This window comes from Paraburkholderia youngii (assembly GCF_013366925.1).
Taxonomy (GTDB): Bacteria; Pseudomonadota; Gammaproteobacteria; order Burkholderiales; family Burkholderiaceae; genus Paraburkholderia; species Paraburkholderia youngii.
Window position 1 is genome coordinate 847,956 of the sequence record NZ_JAALDK010000001.1, and the last position, 12,168, is coordinate 860,123.

At 65.6% G+C, this 12,168-nt stretch carries 13 protein-coding genes; 8 read left to right on the forward strand and 5 right to left on the reverse strand.

Annotation, left to right across the window (positions count from 1 at the left end; all coding sequences use genetic code 11):
- Positions 1-72: 72 nt before the first annotated feature.
- Positions 73-2,076, reverse strand: coding sequence for a bifunctional DedA family/phosphatase PAP2 family protein (locus tag G5S42_RS03985; RefSeq protein ID WP_176105626.1), 2,004 nt, complete (start codon positions 2,074-2,076; stop codon positions 73-75).
- 153 nt (positions 2,077-2,229) lie between these two features.
- On the opposite strand from G5S42_RS03985, the gene G5S42_RS03990 reads away from it, so the two are divergent.
- Positions 2,230-2,613, forward strand: a complete 384-nt coding sequence (locus tag G5S42_RS03990; RefSeq protein ID WP_176105627.1) for a hypothetical protein — start codon at positions 2,230-2,232, stop codon at positions 2,611-2,613.
- A gap of 45 nt (positions 2,614-2,658) precedes the next feature.
- Positions 2,659-3,135 carry an OsmC family protein gene (locus tag G5S42_RS03995; RefSeq protein ID WP_176105628.1) on the forward strand — a complete coding sequence of 159 codons (477 nt, stop codon included), beginning with the start codon at positions 2,659-2,661 and terminating at the stop codon, positions 3,133-3,135.
- Positions 3,136-3,201: 66 nt separating this feature from the next.
- Here the strand turns inward: G5S42_RS03995 and G5S42_RS04000 are convergent, their stop codons facing one another.
- Together G5S42_RS04000 and G5S42_RS04005 are read right to left on the reverse strand one after the other, a co-directional pair.
- Entirely contained in the window at positions 3,202-3,435 is a 234-nt protein-coding gene (locus G5S42_RS04000; RefSeq protein WP_013091435.1) for a hypothetical protein, read from the reverse strand.
- Positions 3,436-3,521: 86 nt separating this feature from the next.
- On the reverse strand, positions 3,522-3,992 hold the full coding sequence (locus G5S42_RS04005) for an Lrp/AsnC family transcriptional regulator (RefSeq protein ID WP_176105629.1): 471 nt from the start codon (positions 3,990-3,992) through the stop codon (positions 3,522-3,524).
- Positions 3,993-4,148: 156 nt separating this feature from the next.
- Here G5S42_RS04005 and G5S42_RS04010 point away from each other — a divergent pair, with 156 nt between their 5' ends.
- Positions 4,149-4,829 carry a LysE family translocator gene (locus G5S42_RS04010; RefSeq protein WP_176105630.1) on the forward strand — a complete coding sequence of 227 codons (681 nt, stop codon included), beginning with the start codon at positions 4,149-4,151 and terminating at the stop codon, positions 4,827-4,829.
- A 63-nt stretch (positions 4,830-4,892) separates the two neighbouring features.
- Here the strand turns inward: G5S42_RS04010 and G5S42_RS04015 are convergent, their stop codons facing one another.
- A complete protein-coding gene (locus G5S42_RS04015; RefSeq protein WP_176105631.1) occupies positions 4,893-5,405 on the reverse strand; it encodes a DUF1993 domain-containing protein in 513 nt (170 codons plus the stop codon).
- A gap of 273 nt (positions 5,406-5,678) precedes the next feature.
- On the opposite strand from G5S42_RS04015, the gene G5S42_RS04020 reads away from it, so the two are divergent.
- The 5 genes from G5S42_RS04020 to G5S42_RS04040 all read left to right on the forward strand — a co-directional run bounded on the left by G5S42_RS04020 (position 5,679) and on the right by G5S42_RS04040 (position 10,949).
- On the forward strand, positions 5,679-7,238 hold the full coding sequence (locus G5S42_RS04020; RefSeq protein WP_176105632.1) for a S53 family peptidase: 1,560 nt from the start codon (positions 5,679-5,681) through the stop codon (positions 7,236-7,238).
- 79 nt (positions 7,239-7,317) lie between these two features.
- Complete coding sequence (locus G5S42_RS04025) at positions 7,318-8,982, forward strand: S10 family peptidase (protein WP_176105633.1); 1,665 nt, start codon at positions 7,318-7,320, stop codon at positions 8,980-8,982.
- 184 nt (positions 8,983-9,166) lie between these two features.
- Positions 9,167-9,841: a hypothetical protein gene (locus G5S42_RS04030; RefSeq protein ID WP_176105634.1), complete on the forward strand. Its 675-nt coding sequence runs from the start codon at positions 9,167-9,169 to the stop codon at positions 9,839-9,841.
- Between the two features lie 71 nt (positions 9,842-9,912).
- A complete protein-coding gene (locus G5S42_RS04035; protein WP_176105635.1) occupies positions 9,913-10,263 on the forward strand; it encodes a hypothetical protein in 351 nt (116 codons plus the stop codon).
- Positions 10,264-10,673: 410 nt separating this feature from the next.
- Positions 10,674-10,949, forward strand: a complete 276-nt coding sequence (locus G5S42_RS04040) for an RNA-binding protein (RefSeq protein WP_176105636.1) — start codon at positions 10,674-10,676, stop codon at positions 10,947-10,949.
- A gap of 107 nt (positions 10,950-11,056) precedes the next feature.
- On the opposite strand, the gene nadE is transcribed toward G5S42_RS04040, so the two are convergent.
- Positions 11,057-11,917, reverse strand: coding sequence for an NAD(+) synthase (gene nadE / locus G5S42_RS04045; RefSeq protein ID WP_176105637.1), 861 nt, complete (start codon positions 11,915-11,917; stop codon positions 11,057-11,059).
- Positions 11,918-12,168 lie beyond the last annotated feature (251 nt).

A 12,168-nucleotide genomic window follows, 5' to 3' on the forward strand; every position in this document is an offset into this window, starting at 1 on the left:
CTCCTGAACATAGCTTCGGTCGTCATGACGGGGCGCTTTTCAACAGCCTGCTAGGTAGCCTGCATGTGACGCTCATTCCATCGGCGAGACCAGCAGCGACACCGGCACGCCGTGACAATCGACTTCCGCGAGGACCGTCGCGCCGAGTTCTTCGCCCAAGCTGGTGCGCGCGTCGATCGGAGTTCCATTGCGGTCGATGCGCAGAATGTTCAGCGGCCACGACGGCCGCGTCAGCCTCTCGTGCGCAAACGCGCCGACCCACAGCGGCGCCGCGGCGGTGCCGTTGCCGACCGCGTAGGCGCTCGGCCAGAAACGAAGCACATAACGTTCCTCGCGCGATTCGCCCGGCCGCATGAAGATCAGCGACGACGGCACGCCATTGTTCAGCTTCGGCAGCACCGGCAGCGACACCGCCGCGACGTCGGGCGAAGCGAGCGACAGCAGGCTGTGCGCGGACACGTCGGTGCCCTCGATCCAGCCCCGCGCGCGCAGTAGCTCGCGGATCGAAGCGGGTTCGGAGACCCATTGCAGCGTCAGCGGCTCCTTGCGATCGCCGCCCATGTCGGAGCGATAGCACGGCAGCCGCTGCCACTCCGAGTGTTTCCACTGCGCCTGCGTGAACTGCACGGGTGGTGGTTGCGGCGCGCTGTTCGGCGGCGCCGGCATGGCGACGCCGAGCTGCAGGCCGACGCTGAGCACGACCACCGCGAGCACCACGAGCGGCATGAAACGGCGCGGCGGCGGCGGCCGCGGATGCCGCCACATCGCCGTCAGCGCGATCAGCGCGACCCACACATAGGCGAGCGCCGCGCCGCCGATCGCGTCGGACACCCAGTAGCGGCCGAAGTACACGCCCGCGAGCGCCACCACGATCACGACGATGATGCTCGCTCCGGCAACCAGCACGCCTTCGAGCTTGTCGACCCGACGCGCGAGCAGAAACGCGAGAAAGCCGTAGACGATCACCGTCGCGGCGACGTGATTGCTCGGAAACACGAAGTGGCCTGTCATCAACTCATTGGGCGGCGCGCGGCGCATCGCGAGTTGCAGGCCGAGAATCAGCAGCTGCGAAAACACGACCGCGGCGAGCCAGTAGGTGATCGTGCGCCAGCGCCGCTCCCATACCATCCACAGCGCAACCGTGACGACCAGCGCGAGCAGCGTGATGCCGCTGCCGAGCGTCCCGAGCGCCGCGAGTACCGTGTCGCCCCACGGCGTGCGCACCGATTGCAGGAAGTGATAGACGGACAGATCGATGGTCGTCAACGGATCGCCGCTGACGACGTCTTCAAGGACCCCGAAGAAAAGCGCGCCGGCCACCAGCACGATCAGCGATGTCGCGAGCAGATGGGTCGCATCGGGCGTGTCGGGGTCGAGCATGCGGCGCGCGATGCGGCCGAGCGGACCCGGATGTCGACATGCCCAGCTGCCGAGACGACGGCCCGCCGCGCTCGACCACGCGTTCGCGTGCGATACGAGGAACCCCGCGCCGCGAAAGCTGAGCCACACGATGCACACCAGCATCGCGATGATCACGACGAGCCGGAACGACACCGCGCCCGCGAGCAGCACCGATGCGCCTAACACGACACCGGGCAGGATGTGCGCGGGCGCCCACAACAGCGCGGACAGCACGTTGATCGCGAGGAAGCGCAGCGGCCGCATGCCCATCATGCCCGCGACGACCGGCACGATCGCCCGCAATGGGCCGATGAAGCGGGCGAGCACGACGCTCTTCGCGCCATGCTTCAGAAAGAAGCGCTGGCCCGCGTCGAGTACGCCGGGGTGTGCGCGGAACGGCCACAGGGTGACGATGCGCTCCTTGTAGCGATCGCCGAGCCAGAAGCTGGCGCCGTCGCCGGCGACCGCGCCGACGATCGCCCACACGAAGACCCAGGCAAGACTCAGCGAGCCGGTGCCGGTCAGCGCGCCGGCGAGGAACATCGCGGTGCTGCCGGGAACGAAGGTGCCGATGACCGCGATGGATTCGAAAAATGCGGCGAGAAACACGACCGCGAGCATCCACGTCGAGTGGCCGGCGAGCAGATGCAAAAGGTGGCTGTAGGCGTGCTCCATCGTGCGCGATCGGCGGTTCTCGGGCGTGACGATCGATCATAACGCGCACGGGCAAACGGTGGGCGCGGGCGGGGGCGGCGCTTCTGCAGCGGTCGGGCGATCGGCTCAGAATAGATATCGTGGCTCGGCGGATCGATGCGCTTGGGGGGAGCTATGAAGACAGCAACCGGTGGGATCGTATGGTCGGCGTTGCTCGTGACGCTGTTGACGGTGGGGGGCGCGGGGACGGTCGAGGCTCAGCAACTGGGCAATCCTGGCGGCAGCCAAGCCGGGACTCGTGCGGGCACCGGCGCGGGCACCAGCGCGGACAGCGGCAATGCGGCTGCCGGCGGCGCAATGGGCATCGGTACCGGCGTCAGTCCGAGTGCGATGCCGGGGCCGGGCATGTCGGCGGGTGGCTCGTATGGGCTCGGCGCCGGTGGCGCGACCGGCTCGGGCGGCGCGCTCAACAACATGCGCGCGAACGGCACGGCGCTCTACATGAGTCCCGACCCGCGCGCGCCGAACGTGACCGGCCGCGCGGCGCCGCGGCGCTAGGGCGGCGGATAGAATGCAGTTCCGATCCGACCACAGGGGAAGGGAATGGCACACGGTGAGCACAAGTATCGCGTATCGGTGCAATGGACCGGCAACCGCGGCAGCGGCACCTCCGGCTACCGCGACTATGGCCGCGACCACGTGATTTCTTCCAGCGGCAAGCCCGACATTCCGGGCTCGTCGGACCCGGCGTTTCTCGGCGACGCGACGCGCTGGAATCCCGAGGACCTGCTGGTCGCGTCGGCGAGCGCGTGTCACAAGCTTTGGTACCTGCATCTGTGCTCGGACGCGGGCATCGTAGTGCTCGACTATCGCGACGACGCCGAAGGCACGATGCTCGATTCCGGTCACGAAGGCCGCTTTTCGCAGATCGTGCTGCGCCCGCGCGTGACGATCCGCGCGGGCGGCGACGTCGAGCAGGCCATGCATCTGCATCACGTCGCGCATCAGAAGTGCTACATCGCGAACTCGGTCAACTTTCCGATTCTCTGCGAGGCGGTCGTGGAGACGGATGTGCGTTGAGGCGCGGGCGGCGGCGCCAGGCATGCGAGCCGGCGGGCGGGGCGCCGGCCAGCCGCTCGCTAACGCTCAACGATTGCCGTCGAGCAGATCGCCGAGCAGTTCGTCGAACGCGGCTTGCGCGTCTTCGAGTTCCTGCAGCGCGGCGTCGAAAGTCTGCAACGCAAATTGCGAGGGTTTGCCGCTGCCTGCGGGCGGGAATTGCGATTGCAGCGACGCGAACGCCGTCTGCACACGCTTGGTGGCGGTCAACACGCGTTCCATTGCGGCGGTTTCTTCGGCTCGCGCCTTGTCGTGATCCATGAGAACTCCGGGGTCGTCGGGTTGCGTCGGGGCGGCTCGCGCCGCTCCTAAAGGGGACCAAAGGGGTGACTATGCCACGTTCGCGTTCAGGACAGCGGCAGACCGCCAAACGCTTTCACTTCGCGCAACGACAAGGCCGATTCCACCGACGTCACGCCCGGCAGGCTGCGCAGTTCATCACGCATGAAGGTGCCGTAGTCGTCGAGGTCGCGCGCGACGATCTGCAGGATGTAGTCGGCGCTGCCCGACACGTTGTGGCACGACAGGATACGCGGGATGGCCTGCACCTCGCGCTCGAAGCGCGTCGACACCACGCGGTCGTGTACCGCGAAGCGCACCAGCACGAATGCGACCACGCCCAGACCGAGCCCGGCGCGCGACAGCACCGCCCGGTAACGGTCGATGTAACCATCGTTCTCCAGACGTTTCAGACGCCGCGCGCACGGCGTTTCGCTGAGGCCGACCATGTCGGCGAGACGCGCAATCGACATGCGGCCGTCGTTTTGCAGCGCGGCGAGAATCGCGCGGTCGGTTTTGTCGAGATCGTCGGCGGACATAATCGGAAGGTGCTTGCTGCGGGTTGGGGGAAGACACCATTAGATCTTGAAATCTTAGCGTATTCCGCTACTTTCGGATTGGTCTGTGCCGAAAATCGCCAGCAAACGCTCCGCTTCCGATAGCAAGATGGAGTCTCGAACAACAAGGAGGCTCCGATGATTTCCGCTCACCTGCTGGCCGTCTACGTGGCGGCATTGATCGTCGTTTATGCGGTGCCCGGGCCGGACATGGCGCTGATCCTGCAAACCAGCATCGCGCGCGGCGTGCGCAGCGGCTTCGCTGCCGCCGCGGGGCTCGGCGTGTCGCGCGCGACGCACGTGACACTGTCGGCGTGCGGCATGGCGGCGCTGCTGCGCAACGCGCCGTGGCTGTACGACGCGGTGCGTTATGCCGGCGCGGTCTATCTCGCGTGGATCGGGATTCAGATTTTCCGCTCGCCCGGATTCGCATTGCCCGCCGGTGCACGCAACAGGCAAGCGGCCGGCGCGTCGCGTGTGGAATCCACTCCTTCGAGTGATGCAGATAGAGGCGCGCGGCCGTTGCGGACCGCGTTCGTCAAAGGTCTGCTGACGAATCTGCTCAACCCGAAGGCGCTACTGTTCTGCTCGGTGCTGTTGCCGCAATTCGTGCGGCCGGAAGCGGGGCCGGTGGCGTGGCAGATGATCGAACTCGGTGTCGTGCTGCTCGCGATCGGCGCATGCTTCGACGCGTTGTATGCGATCGGCGCCGCCCGCATCGCCAACTGGATGCGCGCCCATCCTTTGGCGCAAACGCTGCAACGTTGGACGTTTTCGGCTGCGTTGATCGGCTTCGCGCTGCGGCTTTCGCTGGATTGACACTCGAGGCCGGCATGAGACTGCGCGAACGGGGCGCCGCGATCGACGACCCGCCCGCTCCCATTACTGCTGCATCCCGCCCAGATAGTCGAGCTTACCGAGCTCGACACCGTTATGACGCAGGATGTCGTACGCGGTCGTCACGTGGAAAAAGAAGTTCGGCAGCACGAAACCGAACAGATACGACGCTCCCGTGAACTCGATCGGCCCCGGCCGCAATTTCAGCGTGATCGTGCGGCTCTCCGAGCCGTCGATCTGCGCCTCGTTGAATTCCTTCAGGTAATCGATCGTCTTCTGGATACGGGCCCGCAGCTCATCGAAAGTCTGCTCGACGTCCTCGAACTTCGGCGGCTCGACGCCGGCGAGGCGCGCCGCGCAACCCTTGGCGGTATCGCTCGCGATATACACCTGGCGCAGGAGCGGCAGCATGTCCGGCGCGAGCCGGGCATTGGTGAACACCGACGGTTCGATCTGCTTCGCGGCGGCATGCGCCTCGGCCTTGCCGAGGATGGCCTGGAGGTTGGTGAGGCCGCGAATCAGCACAGGCAGTGATGCTTGATACATCGAAATTGACATGGGTTCCTCTGATTTCTCGATCGTGCGCGCGGGCGGCGCGCGCGGCACTGAAACGGCGGGAATACCGCTCCAGCATCATAGCGTGTCGCATCCGCGCCGCGCATTAGCCATTCGGACGACTGCCGCACGCGTCGGAACTGTGTTCGAATGCCTTGGTCGGACGCTTGGACGAAGTTCTTGAACAACCCCTGCCGCGTATCGCGCAAACGATGCGCTTCGTGCAGGCGCGTGGCTGACCGTGTGCGAAGCCACGCTAACAGGAGAGTCGACACCATGGTCACCAAGCACCCATTGCCAGGCAGCGAGCGTAAGGTCGCGCAGGGCACCACGGTCATCGGGCAATGCGATCCCGCCGAGCGGATCGAAGTTTTCGTGATGCTGCGCCGCCAGCAGCAGGCGCAGTTCGACGCGTTGATGAAACGCATCGAAGCCGGCGACGCGAGCGTGAAGCCGCTGTCGCGCGAGGCGCTCGCCCAGGACTACGGCGCCGCGCCCGATGACATCGCGAAGGTCCGCGCGTTTGCGGCCGCGCATGGGCTCGCCGTCGTGCGCGAGGACCCGGCGGCGCGCTCGGTGCTGCTGAGCGGCACGATCGCGCAATTCCAGAGCGCGTTCGAGGTGAAGCTCGAACGCTACCAGCACCACACGGCTGGCCAGTTCCGTGGCCGCACCGGCACGATCAGCGTGCCGGACGATCTGCGCGGCGTCGTCGAGGCGGTGCTAGGGCTCGACAACCGGCCGCAGGCGCGACCGCACTTCCGTATCCGGCCGCCGTTCGTGGCGGCGCGCGCGCAGCAGGAGTCGTTCACGCCGCCGCAGCTCGCGTCGCTCTACCAGTTTCCGCAGGGCGACGGCGGCGGCCAGTGCGTCGGCATCATCGAGCTCGGCGGCGGCTACAACACGTCGGACCTGAAGACCTATTTCTCGAGCCTCGGCGTCAGCGAGCCGACCGTGACCGCGGTCGGTGTCGATCAGGCCGGCAACAAGCCGAGCGGCGACCCGAACGGGCCGGACGGCGAGGTTACGCTCGACATCGAGATCGTCGGTGCGCTCGTGCCGCGCGCGACCATCGCCGTGTACTTCACGCAGAACAGCGACGCCGGCTTCATCGACGCGGTGAGCCGCGCGGTGCACGACACGACCTACAAGCCATCGGTCATTTCGATCAGCTGGGGCGCGCCGGAGTCGGTCTGGACCGGCCAGTCGATGAATGCGCTCAACAGCGTGCTGCAATCGGCGGCGGCGCTCGGCGTGACGATCTGCGCAGCGTCGGGCGACAGCGGGTCGAGCGACGGCTCGGGCGGCGGCGACCAGGTCGACTTCCCGGCGTCGAGCCCGTACGTGCTCGCCTGCGGCGGCACGCACCTGAGCGCGTCCGGTTCGGCGATCACGCGCGAGGTCGTGTGGAACGACGGTGAACTGGGCGGTGCGAGCGGCGGCGGCATCAGCACCGCGTTTGAGTTGCCGGCGTGGCAGCAGGGTTTGTCGGCCACGATGACGGCCGGCGGCAGCCAGCCGCTCAGCGGGCGCGGCGTGCCGGACGTCGCGGGCGATGCGTCGCCGTCGACCGGCTACGAAGTGCTGGTCGACGGAACGCAAACGGTGGTGGGAGGCACCAGCGCGGTCGCGCCGCTGTGGGCGGCGCTGATCGCGCGCATCAACGCGGCGAAGGGACAGCCGGTCGGCTTCGTCAACGCGAAACTGTACAAGGCGACGGGCGTGTGCAACGACATCACCGAGGGCAACAACGGCAGTTTTGCGGCGTCGAAGGGGTGGGACGCCTGCACGGGCCTGGGCAGTCCCAATGGCGGGAAGGTGGCGGGCGCACTATAGTCTGCAACACAGCGCATCACACAACGACAAGACGTAAGAACGAGGACGCACGGCAATAAAACGAACCCTTGGAGCGATCATGACGAATACAGAATCAGCTTCCGGTAGCCAGCATTCGCCGCACAACACGCACGCCACGGCCTCGGCCGGCGCGTCCACCGCCACGAGCACCCCGCACAAAGCCGGCGACCAGCCATTCTTCGACCCGGTCGCCTACGGCAACGGCCCGGACGATTCGGTTACCGATACGGTCGAGACGGCCGCGATCACGCATCATTCGGTGACCATCGGCGGGCACAACATCAACTACACGGCGACCGCGGGCCACCTGGTGATCGTCGATCCGAGCAGCTCGCAGCCGTCGGCGACGATGTTCTACGTCGCTTTCACGCAGGACAATCAGAAGGAAGAGACGCGGCCGGTCACGTTCTTCTATAACGGCGGGCCCGGATCGTCGTCGGTATTCGTGCTGCTCGGCTCGTTCGCGCCGCGCCGCATCAAGACGTCGATGCCGGGCTTCACGCCGCCGGCGCCATATTCGCTCGAAGACAATCCGGACAGCCTGCTCGACAAAAGCGACCTCGTATTCATCAACCCGGTCGGCACCGGCTATTCGGCGGCGATCGCGCCGAAGAAGAATCGCGATTTCTGGGGCGTCGATCAGGACGCGGACTCGATCAAGCAGTTCATCAAGCGGTTTCTGACCAAAAACAACCGCTGGAATTCGCCGAAGTATCTGTTCGGCGAGTCCTACGGCACGGCGCGCAGCTGCGTGCTCGCGTACCGGCTGCACGAGGATGGCGTCGATCTGAACGGGGTGACGCTGCAGTCTTCGATTCTCGATTACACGCAGTCGGGCAACCCGGTCGGCGCGCTGCCCACGGCGGCCGCGGACGCGTGGTATCACAAGAAGCTCGGCGTCGCGCCGCGGCCCACCGATCTCGGCACGTTCGCTGAGGAGGTCGCGCAGTTCGCGCGCACCGACTACCTGGCCGCGCTGCGCAAGTTCCCGACCACCGACACCGCGACCGTCGAAAAACTCAGCGAATACACCGGCATCGACAAAACGACATTGCTCGCGTGGAGCCTCGACATCGCCGGCTACGACAGCCGCGGCAATTCGCTGTTCCTGACCACCTTGCTGAAGTCGCAAGGCCTCGCGCTCGGCGCCTACGACGGCCGCGTGACCGCGATCGACACCGGCATCGCCGGCAAGATCGACCCGAACTCCGGCGGCAACGATCCGACGATGACCGCGGTCACCGGCGTCTACACGACGATGTGGAACGTGTATCTGAACGAGCAGTTGAAGTACACGTCGAACTCGGCGTTCACCGACCTCAACGATCAGGCCTTCAAGTACTGGGATTTCAGCCATATCGATCCCACCGGCGCGCAGAAGGGCGTCGACTCGAAAGGCAACATCATTCTGTACACGGCCGGCGACCTTGCGGCCGTGATGGCGCTCAATCCCGACCTGAAGGTGCTGTCGGCGAATGGTTTCTACGATTTCGTCACGCCGTTCTATCAAACTGTGCTCGACCTGCAGCAGATGCCGCTGGTCAGTCAGCAGGTGCGGCAGAACCTGTCGGCGCGGTTCTATCCATCGGGGCATATGGTGTATCTCGACGGCGGTTCGCGCACCGCTCTGAAAGCCGACCTCGCAAAGATGTACGAAGAGACGGTGTCGAACGCGCAGGCGCTCGGGCGGATCCGCGCATTGCAGGCGCGGGTGGCGAAGTAGCGGCGGTGGCGGGGCGTCGCGACACATCGCGACGTCGCGTTCTGCCGGTCTGCTCTGGCTCGCGGCGGTCGCCGCGAGCCGGCAAACGGTGCGCTGCCATCTCGGGCTTTTGTACTCATCCAGATTGATTGTGTTTTAATTGCCTTGCGAATTGAACTACCGCGTGCCGCCGGCGCGCAGACGAATGAACGCAGGCATCGCAGACACGCATCGGCGCGGTCTTTCCCGCGACATCACCAGCAGCAATGACGCGGCCAACGCGCCGCGGCTCGGGCGCAAGAGCGTCGTTCGCCCGCGCGCGCACATCACACATCGTGCGCTGTTCGTTATCGTCGGCGCACTGCTCGCGCTGCGCATCGGGGACGGCGCCGCGCAGCCGAGCGACGTCCTCGACGACCGCGTGACCCAGCAGTCGATCGGCCGGACGATTTGCCGCCCCGGTTATGCGGAAACCGTCGCGCCGCCGTTCGACGAACTGATGGCGCACAAGGACCGCATGCTTGCCGCGCGCGGGATCGATGCGGATGACAGCGCCGCGTTTGCGCTCGACCGGCACGTGCCGATCATGCTCGGCGGATCGCCCGATGCGCCGGCCAATCTCGATCTATTGCCGTGGGCCGGCCCGCAGGGCGAGCGCCGCAAGGCACGCGCGGCGGCGATGCTCAAGCGCTGCGTCTGCGAAGGCAAGCTGAGTCTCGCGCAGGCGCAAGCGGCGATCGTCGGCAACTGGTCGGCGGTGTATGCGGGCTTTGGCCAGGCGTCGTGCGACGTGAGCCGGCTAGACGTCGCGACTGGCGACGACGACGGCGCCGACAGCGAAGACAGCCGGCGCGGCGACGCGCATGAGCGCGAGCGTTGAGCGCATCCGCGCGCTGCCGCAGTCGTCGCGGAACCACGGTTCGCTGCCCTCATTTTTTTCGGAGAAACACGATGACCCATTCCCGCCTCGCCACCGTTGCGCTGACGATCGGCTGCCTGAGCGGCAGCGCAGCCGCGGTTGCCGCCGCGCCCGCGCATTGCGCGCCCGCCAATGAGCTCGAGATTCGCGGCGACGTGCCCGCGGCGCTCAGCTTCGACGTGTATCGGCAACTGCGCCCGCTGGATGCGCGGCGAATCGCGCTGTTCGAGGCCGCCGGCGAAGTGAAGCGTCTGCCCGACGGCCTGCCGGTTTGCCAGATCGCCGACGACGGCGTCGACGATCCTTCCGCGGTGCTGGTCCGCCTGCCGCACGGTAAAAATGCTTGGTGGGTGAGCGCGGCGAACGTGCAAGCGGCCGACTGATCGGCGCGATCAGCCCGCCTTGCTGACATCCTCCGCAGGATGCCTTTGACGATGTGTCTGCGTGCCAGGCATGCAAGGTGCTGAAGCAGCCGAAGTTTTCCAGGATTGGCGCGACTGATTCAGGTACAGTGCATCGACGGGGGTGTTTCGCCGTTGCCTACGACACTGCGTCACAGTGTGTTCGCTGTCGAAGCGGGCTATCCTGAGAACAGGATGAAATTTGCACAGGAGATTGGAACGATGGCTTTCTTTTTGTCATTGCTCGCTTTGGGATTGGGCGGCGCGACCGGCGTCGTCGCACTTCGCGCACTGGCCGTGGCTCAGACGAAGCAGCGTGTCGCGCTGCGACCGGTGCGTGTCTCCAGCTCTGACCGACTGACTGAGCGCCGGGCACGGCGAGGGTAGTCCGCATGAACCTGACTGTGCGCAATATCGCCGAATCGTGCAGCGAGCAGGACGTGCGGGATTTCTTGAAGCGCGAACTCGGCCACTACGCTAAACACGTCGAGGTGGTGGACGCCGGCAAGCCCAACGCCTACGCGACGGTGGAACTCGACGCGAGCGTGCCGTATGTCGGCGACGTGATCGCGCGGCAGATTCACGGCAAGCATCTGGGCGGCCAGCCGCTCGAAGCGAGCGCCGATCTGTTCAGCGACGAACCGCCGCCGGAGCAGCGAGCGCCGTAGGTGTAGGCGGCTCGGTAACGTCGATTCCTTTCGAAGGCGGTGGCCATGCGCGGCGTCGCGCGCAGGTCCACCGCCTTTATTCGTTTGAGAGCTGCTTCGCTGTCTCGTCATTGCCCATCAGGTGACGCCTGCCAGTCGAACGGGGTGTACGGCAGCGCCCGCTTGTGACGCGTCGCGTTGTAAAACTGCAGGACCACGTCACGCACGGTATCGCTGACCGGCTTGCCTTCGAGAAAATCGTCGATCGCGTCGTACGGGATGCCGTACGCGTCTTCGTCGGGACGAAGCGGCCGCAGCATCTCGAGGTCGGCGGTCGGCACCTTGTGCGCCAACGCGTCGGGCGCGCCGAGCGTATGCGCGAGCGCGCGCACGCGGCGCTTGCTGAGCCCGGCGAGCGGCAGCACGTCGGCGCCGCCGTCGCCGAACTTCGTAAAGAAGCCCATCACCGATTCAGCCGCGTGGTCCGTGCCGATCACGACACCGGAGCGCGCACCCGCCACCGCGTATTGCGCGATCATCCGCTGGCGCGCCTTGATATTGCCGTGCACGAAATCCCGCTGTGATTCGTCCTTGAACGACACACCGCTTTTATCGAGCGATTCGAGCATTGCATCGGCGGCGGGTTTGATATCGATAGTCAGATTTTCGTCGGCGCGAATGAAACGTAATGCCTCCAGTGCATCCGCTTCATCGCGCTGTTTTCCGTAAGGCAGACGCATGGCGACGAAACGCGCGTCGTAATGATTCGCCCGCAAACGCTCGACCGCGAGTTGGGCGAGACGCCCGGCCGTCGTCGAATCGACGCCGCCGCTAATGCCCAGCACATAAGTTCTCAGGTGGCTGTTGCGCAAATAGTTCGCCAGAAAATCGACCCGGCGCTCGATTTCGCGGCTTGCGTCGAATTTAGCTGTGACGTGCATTTCGGCCGCGATGCGGGCCTGGCGGGCGGCGGGATCGGATGGAGCCATGATCGTTGTTGTCCTCGCGAGAGAAAAAGCGCTTGAAAGGGCTCGAGTATCGGGATGTGCCGCCGTATTCGGGCGATCTTTCGTCGAATGAAATCGTCCTTCGCTTTTGTGGCCTGATTTTCCGATGACCAGCTTAATTGCGAATTAATTGCATTTCACTGATATGTCGATTGCGGGGAAATAGTCAATCGTTTTTGAATAGGTCCTAAGTTAGAGGGTATATTCATCGACACGCGTCAATTCGCTGCGTA